Genomic DNA, 19,377 nt, shown 5'->3' on the forward strand with positions numbered 1-19,377 from the left:
ACAAAAAACTTTGCCCGTTCGAGCAAAGTTATATTTATATTGAATTCTATTTTATCCAAACATCGCCTTTTTCTAAAGGATTGTTATGCTGTTTTACAAACTCAAAAAATTCTTGATTTATTTTATCAAATAATTCATTGGGATTCATAATTTTACCCTTAGTATCTTTCATTACAACATTGGGTGATTGCATCACAGATTCCCTCACAGAAACTGCAGGATCATTAATAATCTTGTTTTTTAATGATATATATTTTTCTTCGGTAAGAGAGATAATATTTTTTGGAAGTTTTACATCCTCTTCATTCTTTTTAACAGTTACTACTTTAAAATGATAATCGGAAGCAGAATCTTTCAAGTCTAAAATTAATCCCGGAAGTCCGAAAAATTTATAAGGTCCATCATTTAAAGGTATTTCTTCTGTATACCATGCAATCCAGATTCTACCGCCAAAAACGGTTTGAGCTTTCTTAACAGGATAATTTAAAATTGTATTTCTATCTGGTAATAATTTCCAAACCATTACTGGCTTTTTAATATTGAATGCAAAATTTTTGCTTTCAATATTTCTAATTTCAGTATAATGATCATTTTTAAAATCTTTTACAAAACCAAAATTAAGTTCGTATTTTGTTGAAACATGAGGTAAAACACCTGTTTTTAAATACTCTGCTGTAACTCTATTATAAATTGAATCTAATTTGAATTTTGTTTCATTATAAAAATAAGAAGTCTTATTTTTAATTTTGAGTGTCATATACTCTGTATTATAACTACTCTTTGTGGAATCTGGCTTGTAAGTAATTTCGTAGGTAGTACTAATTTGTGCTTTAAGAATAACAAAAAAAGCAAGCAGACTAATAAATAATACCTTCGTCATGTAATTTCGGATATACTTTCTCAATTCTATATATTTTTAAAATATTTTTACCATCCTTACTACAATTGCAGACTTCACCTTTAATATAATTATCTATTTCTGCATTGTATTGTTTTACAAAACTATCATAACTCAAAAACACATTATCTGCTAATATTTCCGGAATATGAAACTCTTGAATATTTAAATAGCCATTATCAACCTTTTCTGCAGAAAATTCGTACATTCCATCAGAGGTTTTAAGGCAAACCTTATTCTGAAAGTACAAACCTATGAATTTCTTTCTCATTTGATAATACTAATAACTACTAAAGTTATTGCTAACTCGTTTTTAAAGTTAATAATTAATTTTTAAAATTTATCTTCAAAGAAAAAAATACTAAATCTTTATTCACTTTTTCTTGAAAATTATTACACTTAATATACAAACAAAAAACTTTGCCCCTTCGAGCAAAGTTTTAATCTTGTATATAGATCTTATCCTTACGTGAAAAATTTAACCAAAAGATAGGTAAATCCAGCAACTATTGCAGAGATAGGAATGGTTAAAACCCAAGCCCAAAGAAGACTTACAGTAATTCCCCATCTTACGGCAGATACTCTTTTCGTTAAACCAACCCCGATAATTGAACCTGTAATAGTATGTGTTGTAGAAACCGGAATACCAAAATGGTCTGTAATAAATAAAGTAATCGCTCCCGCAGTTTCTGCACTTACTCCTTCTAAAGAGGTAACTTTTGTAATCTTAGTTCCCATTGTTTTAATGATCTTCCAACCACCGCTCATTGTTCCTAATGCGATTGCAATGAAAGAAACCAAAGGAACCCAAAGATAATGCTCTGCAAAGAAAGAAAAACGGTCAGCCGAAGGAATATTAAGATATATAGGATCCTGAATCATATTCACATGGTAGTAAATTAATGCAGCTCCAATAATCCCCATTACTTTCTGTGCATCATTAAGACCATGTCCCAAACTGAATAACGCAGAAGAAACCAACTGCATTTTCTTAAACGCTTTATCTGCTTTGTAAGGGTTAGCTCTTTTATAAAGATGAACAATGATAAGTGTAATAATTATCGAAATCACCATACCAATAATGGGAGCCATGAAAATGAATAAGAAAATCGGAATTACTTTTTCAAATTTCACAATATCCTGTTTGGTAACCTGTGCAAAAGCTTCCTTCAATTTTTCAAAAGTTCCTAAATCCGGATGAGCAAGAGCAATTTCATGATAATCCATCATGAAAGCATGCATTAAAGCTGCACCCAAAAAACCACCAATTAAGGTATGTGAAGAAGATGAAGGAATACCAAACCACCATGTTAACAAGTTCCATGCAATAGCAGCCATTAATCCTGAGAATATTACTTCAAGGGTAATAAAATTTTCGTTTACCGTTTTGGCAATCGTATTACCAATTTTAAAATCTTTGAAGATGTATGCCGCAATAAAAAAAGCTGCAAAATTCCACAATGCTGCCCATAAAACCGCCTGAAACGGAGTTAAAACCTTTGTGGAAACAATAGTTGCAATTGAGTTGGCTGCATCATGAAAACCATTAATGTAATCGAAAACCAAAGCCAGAGCAATAATAACTATAAGTAAAATAGGAAATTCCATTTTTGTTATCTTGTTTTATGCGTACTTAATCATGATGTTCTCAATGGTATTGGCAACATCTTCTGCTTTGTCTGTTACTACTTCAAGATAATTGAGTACGGAAGAAACTTTGATAATATTGATCGCATCATTCGTTTCGAATAATTCTACCATAGAATTAGAAAGAAGATCGTCCGCAATATTTTCAATAGAATTTACTTTAATACAAGCTTCTTTTACCTGTTCCATATTTTTAAATCCTTTAAGATTTTTCATCGCATTCTGAATTTCCAGACAAGCTTTGTGAATCAGTAATGAGAAATCTGCATAAGCCTTCATTCTAGGAGATTTGTAAAGGAAAATATATTTTGCCGAAGCATAGATATAATCTGCAATATCATCCAGACCTGTAGCCAATGTGTGAATATCTTCACGGTCGAAAGGTGTGATGAAGTTTTTTCCAAGCTCAACGAAAATTTCGTGGGTAAGCTCATCATTTTTGTGTTCGTAGTCGCTCATCATTTTAAGCATAGAATCATCATTCAGATCAAAATCTTTTATTCCCTGGTTAAAATCATTAGCCATAGCAACAAGATTGTCTGTAACTTTCTCGAAAAGAACAAAGAAAATTTTATCTTTCGGTTGAAAAGCGTGGAAAATATTACCAATTCCCATATATAGTGTTTATAAATTTCGTCTGCAAATTTCTTAAAAAAGGATTGTTACCGGAAGCATCTTAGATTAATTTTTGTTAATATTGAAGTGATATTTTCCCTATAAATAAAAAAACCGGCTAAGTGCCGGTTTATATAAGTTTTACAGGAATTAGTTAGCTTCTTCGGCTCTCATTTCCTTTCCTTTAAATTTCATGGAAGAAATGTTTCCTAAAAGCTCTCCTTTGAATGATTTTTCTACTTCAAAGAATGAGAATTTTTCCAGAATTTCGATGTTTCCAATTTCAGCACGCTTGTTGCCTTTGCTTGAAGTTGCCTTATTAATAATTTCTAAAACATCTATCTTCTTCAACTGATCTTTCTTACCTAAATTGAAGAAAAATCTGGTCATATTTTCGTCACGCTGTCTTGGTTTTCCACCTCTTCTTTCGCCACGGTCTCTACCACCTCTATCGCGGTCTCTGTCTCGATCTCTACCTCTATCACGATCTCTTCTATCACCTCTTCCACCTCTGTCATCATCTCTGCTGCTCAATTTCTGTTCTATTAAATCGTGTCTGTCTTTATAATAAAGAGCAAGATCTTTTAGTTGAAACTGAAGTAGTTTATGTACTAATTCTTCTTTAGAAAAAGCCGAAAGATCAGGGATTAAAGAATTATCGAACTCAAAGAAATCTTGGTGCTCTTCAAAAAGGCTTTCAAAAACTCCTGCAACCTGTGCTTTTACAATATCTTCTCCGGTAGGGATTTTACCTTCGTTAATTTCTATTTTTGTTACAGATTTTATCTGCTTCAGTTTTCTGCTTTCTTCAGGCTTAATTAAAGCAATCGAAATTCCATCTCTTCCCGCTCTACCTGTTCTACCACTTCTGTGAACAAACACCTCCGGATCATCCGGCAAAGAATAATGTACTACGTGAGTAAGAGAATCTACATCTAAACCTCTTGCTGCAACATCTGTAGCCACAAGAATATCAATATTTTTCAGTCTGAATTTCTTCATTACCGTATCTCTCTGTGCCTGAGAAAGATCACCATGAAGAGCATCTGCTGCATAACCGTTCTGCATTAAGAAATCTGCAACCTCCTGTGTTTCCATTCTTGTTCTGCAGAAAATAATGGAATATTGGTTCGGGTTAGCGTCAATAAGTCTTTTTAAAGCTTCTTTTTTCTGACGGTAACCTGCAACATAGTATTCGTGCTTAATGTTCTTTTTAACTTCGTTAATAGAACCCACCGAAATTCTGTGAGGTTTTGTAAGATAATTTTTAGAAATTCTCTCTACTTCTTTGCTCATTGTAGCAGAGAATAAGAAAGTCTGTTTCGTTTCAGGAGTTTCTCTCATGATGGTTTCCAGTTCTTCTTTGAAACCCATTGAAAGCATTTCGTCTGCCTCATCTAAAACAAGCCAGTGAATAGCCGAAAAGTCTAAAGCCTTTCTGTTAATTAGATCGATTACTCTTCCCGGAGTTCCTACAATAATTTGTGGTTTCTCTTTTAAAGAACGAATCTGATCCATAATACTGCTTCCACCATAAACTGCTGTAGTTTTGATGTTCTGCATGTACTTAGAATAATTTTTGATGTCTTTGGTAATCTGAAGACATAATTCTCGTGTCGGACAAAGCACCAAAAGTTGGATTTTGCGACTCGTATCGTCAATCATATCCAAAATCGGAAGCGAAAACGCTGCTGTTTTGCCTGTCCCTGTCTGCGCAAGTGCGATAAGATCGCGAATATCTGAAAGAATGAAAGGGATAGTCTGTTTTTGGATTTCTGTCGGGCTTTCGTAACCCAGTTCGCCAATTGCCTTAAGTAAATCAGGACTTAAATTGGTCTCCGTAAATAAATTCATTAAATATTATAAAATTTTTTGCAAAGGTACAATATTTATTTGAATATTGAATTATATAATATTAACGAATTAATAATTTTAATTTAGAAAACCTTAAGCATTTTCAAAATTAGACAGAAAAACAATAACTTTTTTATTTTTAATTTAAAAATTTTTCAACAATTATTGGTTTTGAATTTTCGGTTTTTTACGGTCTTCAAATTTACGAATCTTTAAAAAGAAGGTGTTTATTTCTCATATATATTCTCTAAATTTGAATAAAAAACAGATGACAACCCCTATTTCACCAAAAATCCTGAGCTTCATTAAAAAACTTGAAAAAAACAACAATCGGGAATGGTTTAATGACAATAAAACTTTATATACTGAAGCATTATCCTATTTTCAGGATTTCATTCAAAATCTTATTGAGGAAATGGGGAAGTTTGATGAAAACATTCTAAAAGAAGATCCTAAAAAAGCTTTATTCCGAATTTATCGCGACACTAGATTTTCTAAAGACAAAACCCCTTACAAAACCAATTTCGGAGCATCTTTCGGAATGGGGAAAAACGGAAAAAAATCCGGATATTACATTCATATCCAGCCTGGAAAGTCTTTTTTAGCTGCCGGAATTTATCTACCAGAATCGTCTATTTTAAAAACGATACGTAAAGAAATCTCCATATTCGGAGAAGAGTTTCTTCAAACCATAGAAAATGAAAACTTTAAAAAATATTACGGTGAACTGGATCAGGAAAACAAACTTAAAAACGTACCGCAAGATTTTGAAAAAGAAGATCCTATGGCAGAATATTTAAAATTAAAAAGTTTTGTCGGGATACACAATTTATCTGATGAAGAACTTTCTGAACCCAATACTTTACAGAATTTTTCTAAAATATTCATGGCGGCAAAACCACTGAATGATTTTTTGGAAGGATCTTTAGAATAAATTGATAGGCAATCTAATTTATTTGGAATATACTTCTCTCATCATATCTATTCGATCTTTCACTTCATTTCTTAATGATTTTGGGGAAATAACTTCAACCAATTCGCTATGCGACAAAATTTCTTGGATAAAATCGAAAGTCGGAACCAGAAACAATTTTATAACTAATTTTTCTTTGTTTTCTGAAACCACCTCTTGTGAATAATGCAGTGGTAAAGATTTTATGTATTTCCCTTGCACGGCATCAAAGGAGAGCAGAATTTTCTGGGGATTTTCTCCATAAGTTGAAATAATCCCAAAAGAGTTTCTGAAAATTTCTTCCGCATCAATTTCCTGTCTCTTAAAAGTAGAATGATGAATTTCGAGCGCTGAAATCCTGTCTAAGCCGAAAGTTTTCAGCAAAAAACCCTCTTTATGTTTTTCGTTTGCTAAAAGATACCATCGGTCGTTAAATTCTTTCAAAGCATAAGATTCTACCACTCTTTTTTCCGCTTTTTCCTCCCAAAATTTATGGTAATCAAATGAAATAATTTTCCTGTTTTGAATCGCATGTAGCAAACCATTCAAATGATCCAAACCTCTCGCCTTTCTTTTTTGAAAAAGCATAATCCCAGATTTTCCTTTCGTCTGCCGATAAGCATCAATCAGTAAAACATTGTCTACAATATTTTCGCTTTCAAGATCATATTCTCGCTCCGTAATTTTAAAGTTTTTGTCAGTTCTGGAATAAGAACTTTCCATTTCCAAGAGTTCAAAGATTTGAGTACGGTCTCTTTTGAAAGTTTTTTCTGAAAATTTTAATTCAAATCCTTTCTTATCAAATTCTTTTTCAAGAAAATCATAAGCTTCTTTGTAAGAAACACCATTCTTTTTTCTTTTAAAAAGATCCGCCAACATCATAAAACGGTAAATTTGTTCAACTTGAGCCATTGTTTTTAATTTTTTATAAATGTTTTAAAAGAAAGAAAATACATCAACCCTCTTAGTTGCACTACTGATTTTGGCTAAACAAAATCAACAAAACCATCAAGGATAATCATAATCGATAAATCAACATCGTTTTTTGGAGGATAGAAAATACCATCAACGACATAATCCTGAAAAAAAGCAACAGAATGGTTTTCAAATTCCGTTTTATAGTTTACTTCGTCTTTTATGACGGTCTTAAAAATATCTTTCTCAAAATCCAAAAGTTGATCATTTCTATTAATTTCCCCTAATCAATACTGAAATCAAAATATTGATTAGCAATAACTTGCTTTGATCATTTAGATCAAGAATTAAAGATTCTTTATTTTCTAAATTATCAAAGAAAATTAAGTATTTAGGATCTAAAAGCACTTCTAAAGTTTCCGCTTTAACATTTAAATTGTTGGTTTTGAAAAATTCATTGTAAGAAATCATATTTTTATTTTTTTTCAAAAGTAAATTTCTTCACGGCCAAACCGTGGGTAGGAAATATTTTTTTGTTTAAATAAAATATGGTATGAAGATGCTTTTTATAAACATCAGAAATGAATAATATCTTTTTTGAGTGATGGATTTCTTTATTGGCAAATAAATTTAATTCATGAAATTTAGAACAGAATTGATAATTGTATTGCAGTAAACTTCTTTACCTAAACTTCGATTAGATGGATGATAGGTGTCAATGATCATTAAACGACTGTTGTGAAAAATTCTAGTTTTATTTTCTTTCCTTTCTTCCATTTTATCGTATTCATCACCGTATATTTCTTCAAAAAGATTATCTAACAGGTCAAAAGTTCCTCCACAAATTATTACTTATGGTTTAAATAATTCAATCTGTCTTTTCAAAATATCATTCTCAGAAAAATGTTTTTGAACCTCACTGTGATTTGCGAGACTTGTTCCGGGAAGTTTTTTCATATTTACATAAGCTATATTTTTTATAACATTGGCAATTTTCTGGTTCTTCAGATATGAAAGGTATTTTTTCCCATTCCATTTTATTGAATATTCCATAAAGTGTGTAAACAATTGGATTAAAAGTTTGATTCCAACCCTTTTCCTTTGTAAGTACATTTGGTAAATCATTCAACACATCTATTAAACTCCAACCATCCACATCATTTTCACTATTCACATCTTTATTAATCCAAAGTATTTTTGGGTTTGAGTGAAAATATTTTTCAACATCTATTATTCCATCCGGAATCGGTGTAGAATTTTCACATTTAAGATTTTCAATCTCTTTTATTATTTTTTCTTGCTCTAATTTTAAATTTTCTATTGTCATATTATTTTTTTCTAACTCTGAAACTAAGCTAATTCATCGGATAAATTTTCAACAGCATTAATTATTGAATTTATGTAATTTTTCTTTCTTGAAGCAGGATGAAAAGCATCTAAATAAATCTTACCATTATTTAAATAAACATTTAATAGATTATCTATAGAAAGTTCGCGAACTAAATCTTCATCTTGAATATTAAAAAAATCTTTGTACAAATGAAATGTGTTTCCAAAAATATTCACATTTGGGTTTAAAAGTTCGGTTTGTCTTCTTAAAATATCTTTATGACGTAAAAATCCATTAAATAAATTTTCATCACTCGTCCAAGTTCCTGTTTCAGAATAGTTTTTATTAGCGTTAATAATCGCAATATTCTTTATAATGTCACACATCGAGTGATTATCTTTAATATAATCAAGTTCTTCCCATGTTTTGAATCCATTTAGTAAACTATACGAAACATAAATTATAGGATGCCAAGTAGGTCTTGCAACAGTCTTGAACCAATCACTATAAAGATCTTGACTTTCAAAATAACTACGATAATAAAACGAATCTTCTTCCTCCGAATATGATTCTTTTAAAAACCAAGCAATTCGGTATTTACTCGCAAAATATATTTCATTATCTATTGCTCCATCAACCATCGTTTTGGGGATAGACTTCATTTCTTCCTCTATTTTTACAATTTCTCTGATTCTGAAATCTAAATTCATAATTTATTTTTGTTTAAATTTAATTATTTCACTTTAAGAAAGACATATTATCAACCATATCATCAACAAATTTTCTAAAAATTTCTACATTGAAAATTTCTTTTTTGATTTTGAAAGCAATATCTTCAAATTCATAAATAATTTCAGATATGTAACAATCTAAAGCATCATCCGCATTTAGTTTTTTGCTTGTAAAATTTTCATAATTCGCTTTAACTTTTTCACTCATCAAAAATTCTACAATATCTTTATTTTCGATATCATTTTCATTCCCAAGAAGAAATATTGCCCACAAAACATCTCTCACATCTTCATTTTTACTGAATTTTGAAAATCCTATATATTTCTGATTACAGTTTTCTTTAAAATTCTTTTCAAAAATATCAAATAACTTTTTTTCATTAGAATTCCAGTTATTTTGTAATTTCACATCATCTGTTTTTCTTTTTTCATATATAAAACACAAATAAAGATTTGCATTCTTATCTAGTCGGACTTCACTTTTAAGAGTTCCAAACTTAAAGAAATAGAATAGATTTAAATTTTGATCTCTCTTTTTAAAACGATCCCAAAACATTTGTTGCAACTTTGTTTCCCAGTTGTTTTTAAATCTTTTATAATCTTCCATGCTTTTATTTTTCCAGCAAACTTAAAATCCTCCGCAGCCAAAACATGTCCGTGAAAAATATTTTCTCAAAAAAAACATTAGACAAAACTTTGTTAAAATGATTAACTTTGTCGGTCGTCAAATAATCAGATATGTCCTTATACCCGAAACTAGCCGAAAATCTGCAATATATCAGTCCGAGTTTTTATAAACAGAGGTATTTTAAAAATTTAAAAAACCTTAATAAAGAAAACTTTTCTGCCAGAAATGTAGAACCCGAACTGGTTTGGATTAAAGAATATTTACAAAAAGATGCCATAATTTTTGATATTGGTGCCAATGTAGGAACTTTTCTATATCAATTTGAAAATCAGCTGAATAATAAGAATATTTACGCTTTTGAACCTAACAAAAAACTCAATAAAAGACTCAAAAGGCTCTTCACTTCAATGAACATTTCCTCTGTGGCACTTTCAGACGAAAATACAACTGCAGAATTTAAAGTCCCTATTATTAAAGGGAAAATGGTAGCTTCCCGAGGAACGCTCAATACTTCCTACAAAGAAAAAGACGAAGAAAACAGCTACACAGAAACCGTAAAAGTGATAAAACTGGATGACTGGATTATAAAACACAACATCAAAAAAATTGATTTTATTAAAATTGATGTGGAAGGAAATGAAATGAAAACCCTCTTTGGCGGAAAAAACACCATCCTGAAATTCAAGCCCACATTAATGGTAGAAATGGAGCAAAGACACCACGATCAGCCCATTTGGAGCGAGATTTCTGAAGTAGAAAACTGGGGTTTTAATGCTCATTATTTAAACAGAAAATCATTTACACTCGAAAAACTAACAGAAGAAATTTTACTCAAAAATATCAGCGACGAAAAAAATAAAACCGAATACATCAACAACATTATTTTCACTCCAAAACAAGCATAAACTGAAAGTATGAGTGTAGTAGCAAGGCAAGGTTTTAAATATTCTGTTATTGGATATATCGCAACCCTGATCGGGATGTTTTCTATTTTTATTTTTACCAACAACCTCTTTTTTTACGGAAAATTAAGATTCATCATGTCTACTGCAGAATTGTTGGTTCCTTTTGTAGTTTTGGGAATTTCTTATTCTAATGTAAAATTTTTCGGAAAAGCTCATGAAGACGGAAAGCATCAGAATATGCTCTCGCTTTCTTTAGCCATAATTTGCATTAATTTTTTTGTTTTTCTCATCGTTTTCTTTCTCATTCCTTATTTCTCTCCAGAATTTACCAAAATGAAAATTTGGGAAAGTAAAAAATATATTCTCCCTCTGGTTTTAACGCTTTCTCTTTGTGCGATTTTCAATAAATATATTTCCAACTATAAAAGAATTGTAGTTTCTAATATTTTCGACAATCTGTTGCCTAAACTTGCCAATCTGGGTTCTTTCTGCCTGTTTTTTTACTTCCAGATGTCTGAGCAGATTGCACTGGCTTTTTTCTTCGGAATGTTTGCCTTAATGCTTTCAGGATATATTTTTTACGCCAATAAGCTGGAAAAAATTCATCTTGATTTCAGCACAGAATATTTTAAAAAAGACCATTTTTATAAAGAATTTGCCTCTTACAGCTTTTTCGGATTTCTGGGAACTTTCGGAAACCACATGGCTATCAACAACTACATGATTGGGGAATTTATCGGTGAAGAAGAAATTGCCGTTTACAGTATTTTATTGGCTTTAGTATCGCTTATCTCTATTCCACAACTGGGTTTATTTAATATTTCAGCTCCATTCATCCGAAAAAATCTGGCAGATGGAGATATGGAAGAACTGGACCGGTTTCACAAAAAAACCTCACTGACGATTTTTTTCCTCGGAGCCGTTTTATTTGGCTGTATTATGGTGGGATTTCCTTATTTAACGCATTTTATGCCTAATAAAGGGGATTTACTAAGGATGTATGAGCCTGTGATTTGGATTTGGGGTTCGGCAGTTTTGATGGATTTAGCTACCGGATTCAACGGAAATATCATCTCGCTATCCAAATACTACAAATTCAATATTATTGTAATGTTGCTTCTTGCAGGTTTAACGGTTGGTTTAAACTGGTATTTCATCAATAACACAGATCTTTCGTTAATCGGAATTGCTATTTCTACGGCAATTTCGGTGAGTATTTACAACCTTATCAAAGTTATTTTCAACTATTTCGTGTTTAAAGTTTCTCCTTTTTCTATTGAAATGATTTTTGTTTCTATCATTTGTACTTTGGCAATCACGGTGGCTATTATTTTACCGGTTTTTGAGAATAATTTCATCAATTTAATCTACAAACCTGCCGTAGTTTTGATTTTGATTTTTATTGGAAACCACTTCACCAAGATCTTTCCGGTAGAACAGTATATCAATTTAAAATTCATTAAAAGCATTCTGAAATTTAAGTAACCTGAAGCAGCTTTTCTTCCAGTTTTTGCAGAACCCTTTTTTTGTTAAATTCTTTCTGAAAATTGAACTGAAAATCTGTAAGCTCATTCAATTGCAGAATTACATCTTTCTTTTCAGGTACAATAAATGCAAGATCTGAGGGATAATTTTCAGGAAAAACAGCTGCCTTACCAAACTTAATGGCGTCGCCCAGATTTCCCGTCATTTTCGTTTTTCCATAAATTTCTTTTTGACTGAAAAATTCTGTCTTTTCCTGAATGGGACACCAGAGAACATCTGCTTTTTTCATCCAAAACTCAAAATCTTCCTGAGAAACCCTTTCTGTAAAATATTTAAAACTAAAATTTCCAGAAACTTTTTTTATTTTTTCCAGCTCCTCGCCTTTTGCCTTTCCCAGAAAGACAAATTCTATTTTTTTTGCCTGTTCAGATTTTTGAATACAGTCTAAAACATGAGCATAATCCCGTCTTTTCTGAGAAACACCACCCGGAATAACAACAGTTAATTTTTCATTTTTGCTGAAAACGAATTCTTTAGAATAAAAAAGTGGTAAAAAAGCATAGGTTTGCGAAGACAACGCCTCATCTAAAACAAAGAGTTTCGCAGCATTTTTATAAACATTTGCAGATTGTAGCAAGCCTTCTTTCAGTAAAAGTTTTAATCTGAAAAGCTGATCAGTTCTCAATATGCTTTTTATTAAATCTAAAGGTGAAGTTTTAGAAAAATTAAGATTATGAACAATAATTGCCGACTTATATTTTCGTGTAATTTCCAGAAAAGTATCGAAATACCGGTGAGCCGTCCCGATCATTACAAAATCATATTTTTTTGCTCTCAGCTGTTCTAAAATCATGGAAGAATCTGATAAAAAAACATTCTCCTGATTGGAAGAAATCTGACTGTCAATTTTTTTTGAAAAATAATAATCTACAGAAATTTCTTTTGAATCTTCCATTAAATCCATAAAATCGGCAGCAATTTCTGCGTGCGTATCAATTTCTATGTAGGCAATTTTTTTCAAATTTTAAACCATTTCTTTTTAAACTGATTCCAGCGTTCATCATTAATTACTTTTTGCTCTTTTTTAGAAATTTTCAGTTCAAGATGTTGAGATCTGCATTTTTCATAAGAGTTGATGATCTGCATTAAAAATGACGGAGATTTTGCTTTTGAAGCTTCTTTAGCAGCGGCTATATAGGTAAGAAAACGGTTTAAACCGAGAAAATAAAAATATCTTCCATAATAATCGGCAGGTTTTATGGTATAATCGGCTCCTTTTACTTTAATCAGTTTTACCTGCAGTTCAGGGATTACCACTTCTTTCCAACCTGAATTTTTAAGAAGAATGGCATCAATATTATCCCATCCCAAAGTTTCTCTAAGCCCTCCAATTTCCTGAAAACACTCCTTTCGGTACGCTTTCATCGGACCACGCACATGATTTTTGTTGGAATTTCCTTCATACACCCATTCCCCATTTTTTTCAAGATATAAAAGTCCGCCAACCAGCCCATAATCAGGATTTTCAGCAAAAGCATCTGCTATTTTCTGAAGATAATTTTCATTTAAAATAATATCAGAATCAAACTTACAAACAATATCAAAATCTGCTAAATTTTTAGTTTCCAAACCCTTCTTAAATGCAGCAACCACTTTTGATCCCGGTTGATGAGATGATTTCTGAAGTGTAATGGTTTCAAACCTGAAATCACTTTCTGTGTATCTTTTAATTACGCCAGAAGTTCCATCAGACGATCCATCATTAACCACTACGACCGTAAAATCTTTAAAACTTTGCTGCTGCAGAGAATCCAGAGTAAAAGGAAGATTTTTTTCTTCGTTGTGAGCAGGAATAATGATGAGAAATTTCAAAATAAAAACATGTAAAATGAAATAATTAACCGGTGATGAATTGCTTAATTCATCACCGATTAATTACTGTTAAAATTTATTTATTATGCGGCGTAAGCATATTTTTTGGATCCAGAATTTCATCTAATTTCTCCTGAGAAAGCAATCCATGTTCAAGAACCAAGTTATAAACACTTTTTCCTGTTTCTAATGCTTCTTTAGCAATTTTGGTAGATTGTTTATAGCCTATATAAGGATTCAAAGCAGTGACAATTCCTATGCTGTGCTTTACCATATTGAGACAAATTTCTTTGTTGGCAGTGATACCCACAACACATTTTTCGCGAAGAGTATCGAGAGCATTACACAGAAAATGAATATTTTCCATAATTGCATGAGAAAGAACTGGTTCCATTACATTCAACTGAAGCTGCCCCGCTTCTGCTGCAAAAGTTACCGTTAAATCATTCCCTATAACTTTAAAACACACCTGATTGACAACTTCAGGAATGACCGGATTTACTTTTCCAGGCATAATTGAAGAGCCCGGTTGCATTGGTGGAAGATTAATTTCAGACAATCCAGCTCTCGGTCCGGAAGCCAGAAGTCTTAAATCATTACAGATTTTCGACAATTTTACAGCCAGACGTTTCATAGCTGATGAATAAATCACATACGAACCTGTATCTGGAGTAGCTTCCACTAAATCGGGTGCAGAAACGATAGGATATCCTGTAATTTCTGACAGATTTTTTGCACAAAGTTTTGCATAACCAATTGGTGCATTAATCCCTGTACCAATGGCGGTCGCTCCCATATTCACCTCTACAAAAAGGTTGGCGTTATTATTCAGTTTAGAAATATCTTCTTCCAAAGTAGCAGCAAAAGCTTCAAACTCTTGTCCCATCGTCATTGGAACAGCATCCTGAAGCTGGGTTCTTCCCATTTTAATCACATCATGGAATTCTCTTCCCTTTTCGCGAAATGCTTCTACAATCTGCTTGAGTTTTTCTACCAAAACATCATTCATTTGCAGTAAACCCATTTTAATTGCCGTAGGATAGGCATCATTGGTCGACTGAGAAAGATTGATATGGTCATTTGGTGAACAAAATTCGTATTCACCTTTATTTTTCCCTAATTTTTCCAGAACACGATTGGCAATTACTTCATTTGCATTCATGTTTATTGAAGTTCCCGCACCTCCCTGAATCATATCAACAGGAAATTCGCTGTGAAACAAACCTCCAATAAGTTCATCACATGTTTCTGAGATTTTCAAATATAAGTTTTCATCCAAAAGCCCTAATTCATAATTGGTTTTAGCCGCTGCTTTTTTTACAAACGCCAAACCTTTAATAAATTCAGGATATGAAGATAAAAGCTGTCCCGATATTTTAAAATTATCTATTGCTCTTTGAGTCTGAACTCCAAAATAAGCGTTTAAAGGCACATTAAGTTCTCCTAAAAGATCACTTTCCTTTCTGAAATTTTCCATAATTTATAAATTAATGTAACGGTTCTATAATATCAATTTAAGCGCACCAATTTAGCAATAAAAAGCTATTGAAAATTTAAGAAATGGGAGCAAAAAAAATGATTCGTTTACATTAGTTGTTTCCTGAATTTATTTTACCGGATATTTTTGGTTTAAAGCCTGTAGAATTGCCCAGGTTTCAGCATCTATAACGCCATCATAGTTTTGTGGCCTGAAATGATACTGAAAAACCTCAATTGTTCTTTTGGTAGCATCATCCCATTTCCCGTTTGGAAAAAGATCGTATCCAAATTTCTGTAATGCAGTCTGCACAACAAATACAAATGACGGTTCGTTATATTTTGTAGAAACTTCGGTTTCTGCATTCACTATAAAAGTTTGTTTTACAGCTTCATCATACCACATTCCTATCTGGTATTCATCATATAGTTTTTTCCACGGAAAAAGCGGTCCAGGATCTTGCTTTCTTGTAGGTGCAATATCCGAATGAGCCAAAACATTGGTAGGAGGAATATTATATCTCATCACAATATCTTTCGCTAAAGCGGCAACTTTTTTAATCTGCTCATCACTAAAAGGCTGAAATATTTTTTTCCCGGTTGCATCCGACTTGTATCCCGGATTTACAATTTCTATCCCGATTGAAGTATCATTTAAATTTTTGTCTGCTCTCCACGCACTAACACCAGCATGATAAGAACGTTTATTTTCATCAACAAGCTGATAAATCTCGTTATCACCTAAATTATTAACCAGATAATGCGCACTCACATTTTGTTTTGTAAGCACTTCTACAGATTTATCGTCCGGCAAAACGGTATAATGAAGAATTAAATATTTCTGTCTGAAGTTTTGGGCAATTGCAGGAAAATAGGTCTTCACTACTTTGAATCCTGCGGGTTTTGCAGATACAATAGAACCATAACTTGCAGTATTGTCGTTTTTGGTAATATCTGCAATATTAGTTGTAAAGAATTCTACACCATGATCTTTTATAACATGAGGTTTCTGCTTTTCAACCGCTGCCACATTCACAGGTTTTGCTTGCGAAACTGCAGTTTTAGGACGATAAGAGTTTTTCTTGATATTTTTCTGTGAAGTACAGGAAAACACCAGAACACTTAAGCCGATGATATATAACGATTTACGCATCTGTCTATTTTTTCAATTGTTTATTAGCGTAAAAATACACAATTTTTTCTTGTCTTTTATTTGGTAGATAAAGAAATCTGTTCTATATTTGCACTCGCAATAACAGAACAAAGATCTTTACAATATAAATAAAAAGGAGGGTTGCCGGAGTGGTTAACGGAGCAGTTTGCTAAACTGTCGACGCGAAAGTGTCGCAAGGGTTCGAATCCCTTACCCTCCGCATTTTATTTACTCGGGGCGTAGCGTAGTCCGGTCATCGCGCCTGGTTTGGGACCAGGAGGTCGCAGGTTCGAATCCTGCCGCCCCGACAATTTTCGATAATTTTTTCAAAATTACAAATGGGTGCGTAGCTCAGCTGGATAGAGCATCTGCCTTCTAAGCAGACGGTCAAAGGTTCGAATCCTTTCGCGCTCACTTTTAAAACTCACATTTTTTGTGAGTTTTTTTTGTTTTATGGATATAATTGAACGAATTTCGAAATTAATTCAACGGAAACTTTTCATTACAAACTCCAATCAATCCTCCATATCATAAATTTTTTAAAGAATAAATTTCACTAAAATAAATTAGTGAAATTTTGATTTTAAAAGCCTGAATAATTAAAAACCAATACGTTTCATTGCATACGGACTCAAATATATTTCATGTAAAGAAATAAGCGATTCAACATCCGTATATTTTTGAAATGCCAAATCATTTTTATTAAACGAAAGCTCTATAGAAGGATTATAAGACGCTACCAATCTGGCAACAGAAAATCCATTATATGCACTTATGAAACCATCAAATAAAATTTTGGATTCTGCTTTTTGAAACACTCTGTTTTCATCAAAAAAAACATTTCCCGAATCTATTTCAGTAATTTCACTATTATGCTTTAAAGATTTCCAAGTGGCATAATTCTTTGGTTCCTTAAGAATATTACCTTCCGAATCTACCGGTAAAAACATATCTAAACTAAGTGGCATTCTCAGAAATTGAGCGTAATTATTCAACAGATTAAGCGTGTGAAGATCGGCAAAACCTTCATTTGAATAATATTCTATTACAAAATCCGTCATCGGAATCAATCTCTGAGAAAAAATCGACATGTTTACTTCTATATTTATCTTTGAAAACAGGAAGCAAATATATATTTAAAAAGATCAACAGATATCAAGAAACTATAGTTTAAAATAAATCAAAATAAGGTAATAATATAAGTTTAAAAACATCTTTACAGAATAATAATTCTATAAAACAAAAAGAATTAACACATAAATAATTGATAACTAAAAGAGTATCTCAAAGCACGTAAAATTATATTATACAATTCTATAAAAAAGTTTAAAAAAACGATTTATCATAAAGAATTTTATATATTTGCAGCATCTAACAATTAAAAAAAATAATTTACTATGTCAGACATTGCATCAAGAGTAAAAGCTATCATCGCTGATAAGCTTGACGTTGAAGAAACAGAAGTAACTCCTGAGGCTAGCTTCACAAATGATTTAGGAGCAGACTCACTAGATACAGTTGAGCTAATCATGGAATTCGAAAAAGAATTTAATATTCAGATTCCTGATGACCAAGCTGAAAAAATTACTACTGTAGGACACGCTATCGCTTATATAGAAGAAGTAGTAAATAAATAATATTCTTCAACAAAGGAAAATTTTAAAAATTTATGGAATTAAAAAGAGTAGTTGTAACTGGTTTTGGCGCAATAACACCTGTAGGTAACAATGCGAGTGAATACTGGGAAAGTCTTGTAAAAGGCAAGAGCGGAGCCGCTCCTATTACTCTTTTTGATGCCACAAATTTCAAAACCCGATTTGCGTGTGAAGTGAAAAACTTCAATCCTTTAGACTATTTCGACAAGAAAGAAGCTAAAAAAATGGATAGAAATACGCAGTTAGGATTGGTTGCTGCCAGAGAAGCAGTAAGTCATTCAAAAATTATAGAAGACAATGTTGATAAAAACAGAGTCGGCGTAATTTGGGGATCTGGAATCGGAGGTTTAGAAACATTCGAAACGGAAGTTTTGGGTTGGGCAAACACCGATATTCCAAGATTCAATCCTTTTTTTATTCCTAAAATGATTGCGGACATTACCCCGGGACATATTTCTATAGAATATGGTTTCCATGGTCCCAATTATACTACGGTTTCAGCTTGTGCATCATCTGCGAACGCTCTTATTGATTCTAAAATGCTTATTCAGCTCGGAAAAGCCGACGTAATAGTTTGCGGAGGTTCTGAAGCAGCGGTTACAGCGAGCGGAGTCGGAGGTTTTAATGCTATGATGGCACTTTCTACAAGAAATGATGATCCTACAACGGCATCTCGACCTTTCGACAAAGACAGAGACGGATTTGTTTTAGGCGAAGGCGCAGGTTGCATCGTTCTTGAAGAGTATGAACACGCTGTGAAGCGTGGAGCAACAATTTATGCAGAATTATTGGGTGGCGGTATGAGTGCAGATGCACATCACATGACAGCACCACATCCTGAAGGTTTGGGAGCTTATCTGGTAATGAAAAATTGTCTAGAAGATGCAGGACTTACTGCTGATGAAGTAGACCATATCAATATGCATGGTACATCTACTCCATTAGGAGATATTGCAGAATCTAATGCAATTTCTAGATTATTGGGTGAACACGCTTACGATATTCAGATTAATTCTACAAAATCAATGACAGGACACCTTTTAGGTGCAGCCGGAGTTATTGAAGCAATTGCTGCTTTGGGAACAATTATTCATGGTATCGTTCCTCCTACAATCAACCATTTTACTGATGATGAAAACATCGACAGCAGACTGAATTTCACGTTTAATGAAGCTGTAAAAAAAGATGTAAAAGTTGCCATGAGTAATACTTTTGGATTTGGTGGACACAATGCCTGTGTTCTATTTAAGAAAATCTAAAT

At 32.4% G+C, this 19,377-nt stretch carries 21 protein-coding genes and 3 tRNA genes; 8 read left to right on the forward strand and 16 right to left on the reverse strand.

The annotated features are described in order from the left end of the window. Positions 1-46: 46 nt before the first annotated feature. From MTP08_RS11485 to MTP08_RS11505, 5 genes are all read right to left on the reverse strand, one after another. Complete coding sequence (locus tag MTP08_RS11485) at positions 47-880, reverse strand: GLPGLI family protein (RefSeq protein WP_243576070.1); 834 nt, start codon at positions 878-880, stop codon at positions 47-49. Then, complete coding sequence (locus MTP08_RS11490; RefSeq protein WP_243576071.1) at positions 858-1,169, reverse strand: hypothetical protein; 312 nt, start codon at positions 1,167-1,169, stop codon at positions 858-860. Before MTP08_RS11490 ends, MTP08_RS11485 begins: the two co-directional genes overlap by 23 nt. Before the next feature lie 194 nt (positions 1,170-1,363). Further along, on the reverse strand, positions 1,364-2,506 hold the full coding sequence (locus MTP08_RS11495; protein ID WP_243576072.1) for an inorganic phosphate transporter: 1,143 nt from the start codon (positions 2,504-2,506) through the stop codon (positions 1,364-1,366). 15 nt (positions 2,507-2,521) lie between these two features. Then, positions 2,522-3,160: a DUF47 domain-containing protein gene (locus tag MTP08_RS11500; protein ID WP_209390227.1), complete on the reverse strand. Its 639-nt coding sequence runs from the start codon at positions 3,158-3,160 to the stop codon at positions 2,522-2,524. Positions 3,161-3,310: 150 nt separating this feature from the next. Next, the gene (locus tag MTP08_RS11505; RefSeq protein WP_209390226.1) at positions 3,311-5,014 is read right to left on the reverse strand and encodes a DEAD/DEAH box helicase; all 1,704 of its coding nucleotides are present in this window, start codon (positions 5,012-5,014) and stop codon (positions 3,311-3,313) included. A 268-nt stretch (positions 5,015-5,282) separates the two neighbouring features. On the opposite strand from MTP08_RS11505, the gene MTP08_RS11510 reads away from it, so the two are divergent. Then, on the forward strand, positions 5,283-5,948 hold the full coding sequence (locus MTP08_RS11510; RefSeq protein WP_243576073.1) for a DUF2461 domain-containing protein: 666 nt from the start codon (positions 5,283-5,285) through the stop codon (positions 5,946-5,948). A gap of 18 nt (positions 5,949-5,966) precedes the next feature. Here the strand turns inward: MTP08_RS11510 and MTP08_RS11515 are convergent, their stop codons facing one another. From MTP08_RS11515 to MTP08_RS11540, 6 genes are all read right to left on the reverse strand, one after another. Next, positions 5,967-6,878, reverse strand: a complete 912-nt coding sequence (locus tag MTP08_RS11515; protein ID WP_243576074.1) for a helix-turn-helix transcriptional regulator — start codon at positions 6,876-6,878, stop codon at positions 5,967-5,969. Between the two features lie 74 nt (positions 6,879-6,952). After that, on the reverse strand, positions 6,953-7,138 hold the full coding sequence (locus MTP08_RS11520; RefSeq protein ID WP_243576075.1) for a hypothetical protein: 186 nt from the start codon (positions 7,136-7,138) through the stop codon (positions 6,953-6,955). Positions 7,139-7,154: 16 nt separating this feature from the next. After that, complete coding sequence (locus MTP08_RS11525) at positions 7,155-7,370, reverse strand: cell wall metabolism sensor histidine kinase WalK (RefSeq protein ID WP_243576076.1); 216 nt, start codon at positions 7,368-7,370, stop codon at positions 7,155-7,157. 427 nt (positions 7,371-7,797) lie between these two features. Next, positions 7,798-8,208: a hypothetical protein gene (locus MTP08_RS11530; protein WP_243576077.1), complete on the reverse strand. Its 411-nt coding sequence runs from the start codon at positions 8,206-8,208 to the stop codon at positions 7,798-7,800. A 23-nt stretch (positions 8,209-8,231) separates the two neighbouring features. Beyond that, on the reverse strand, positions 8,232-8,921 hold the full coding sequence (locus MTP08_RS11535; RefSeq protein ID WP_243576078.1) for a hypothetical protein: 690 nt from the start codon (positions 8,919-8,921) through the stop codon (positions 8,232-8,234). Positions 8,922-8,949: 28 nt separating this feature from the next. Continuing rightward, entirely contained in the window at positions 8,950-9,549 is a 600-nt protein-coding gene (locus MTP08_RS11540) for a hypothetical protein (RefSeq protein WP_243576079.1), read from the reverse strand. Positions 9,550-9,680: 131 nt separating this feature from the next. Between MTP08_RS11540 and MTP08_RS11545 the strand changes: the two genes are divergently transcribed. Continuing rightward, positions 9,681-10,475, forward strand: a complete 795-nt coding sequence (locus MTP08_RS11545) for an FkbM family methyltransferase (protein ID WP_243576080.1) — start codon at positions 9,681-9,683, stop codon at positions 10,473-10,475. 9 nt (positions 10,476-10,484) lie between these two features. Beyond that, a complete protein-coding gene (locus MTP08_RS11550; protein WP_243576081.1) occupies positions 10,485-11,960 on the forward strand; it encodes a lipopolysaccharide biosynthesis protein in 1,476 nt (491 codons plus the stop codon). Here the strand turns inward: MTP08_RS11550 and MTP08_RS11555 are convergent. From MTP08_RS11555 to MTP08_RS11570, 4 genes are all read right to left on the reverse strand, one after another. After that, positions 11,953-12,981 carry a hypothetical protein gene (locus tag MTP08_RS11555; protein WP_243576082.1) on the reverse strand — a complete coding sequence of 343 codons (1,029 nt, stop codon included), beginning with the start codon at positions 12,979-12,981 and terminating at the stop codon, positions 11,953-11,955. The two genes, MTP08_RS11550 and MTP08_RS11555, sit on opposite strands and share 8 nt — an antisense overlap. Then, the gene (locus MTP08_RS11560) at positions 12,978-13,832 is read right to left on the reverse strand and encodes a glycosyltransferase family 2 protein (RefSeq protein ID WP_243576083.1); all 855 of its coding nucleotides are present in this window, start codon (positions 13,830-13,832) and stop codon (positions 12,978-12,980) included. Before MTP08_RS11560 ends, MTP08_RS11555 begins: the two co-directional genes overlap by 4 nt. Before the next feature lie 76 nt (positions 13,833-13,908). Next, entirely contained in the window at positions 13,909-15,309 is a 1,401-nt protein-coding gene (gene aspA, locus MTP08_RS11565) for an aspartate ammonia-lyase (protein WP_209390220.1), read from the reverse strand. Between the two features lie 129 nt (positions 15,310-15,438). Next, positions 15,439-16,461: an N-acetylmuramoyl-L-alanine amidase gene (locus MTP08_RS11570; protein ID WP_243576084.1), complete on the reverse strand. Its 1,023-nt coding sequence runs from the start codon at positions 16,459-16,461 to the stop codon at positions 15,439-15,441. 135 nt (positions 16,462-16,596) lie between these two features. Here MTP08_RS11570 and MTP08_RS11575 point away from each other — a divergent pair. The 3 genes from MTP08_RS11575 to MTP08_RS11585 all read left to right on the forward strand — a co-directional run bounded on the left by MTP08_RS11575 (position 16,597) and on the right by MTP08_RS11585 (position 16,875). Continuing rightward, positions 16,597-16,681 (forward strand) — tRNA-Ser (locus tag MTP08_RS11575). A 13-nt stretch (positions 16,682-16,694) separates the two neighbouring features. Next, positions 16,695-16,769 (forward strand) — tRNA-Pro (locus MTP08_RS11580). Between the two features lie 32 nt (positions 16,770-16,801). Beyond that, positions 16,802-16,875 (forward strand) — tRNA-Arg (locus MTP08_RS11585). A gap of 185 nt (positions 16,876-17,060) precedes the next feature. Here MTP08_RS11585 and MTP08_RS11590 read toward each other — a convergent pair. After that, positions 17,061-17,552, reverse strand: a complete 492-nt coding sequence (locus tag MTP08_RS11590; RefSeq protein ID WP_243576085.1) for a hypothetical protein — start codon at positions 17,550-17,552, stop codon at positions 17,061-17,063. A gap of 306 nt (positions 17,553-17,858) precedes the next feature. On the opposite strand from MTP08_RS11590, the gene MTP08_RS11595 reads away from it, so the two are divergent. Then, positions 17,859-18,098, forward strand: a complete 240-nt coding sequence (locus tag MTP08_RS11595; protein WP_002976354.1) for an acyl carrier protein — start codon at positions 17,859-17,861, stop codon at positions 18,096-18,098. Positions 18,099-18,130: 32 nt separating this feature from the next. Beyond that, positions 18,131-19,375, forward strand: a complete 1,245-nt coding sequence (fabF, locus tag MTP08_RS11600; protein WP_209390217.1) for a beta-ketoacyl-ACP synthase II — start codon at positions 18,131-18,133, stop codon at positions 19,373-19,375. Positions 19,376-19,377: the final 2 nt, after the last annotated feature.

Origin of the sequence: Chryseobacterium oryzae (assembly GCF_022811665.1) — a bacterium.
GTDB classification, from domain to species: domain Bacteria; phylum Bacteroidota; class Bacteroidia; order Flavobacteriales; family Weeksellaceae; genus Chryseobacterium; species Chryseobacterium oryzae.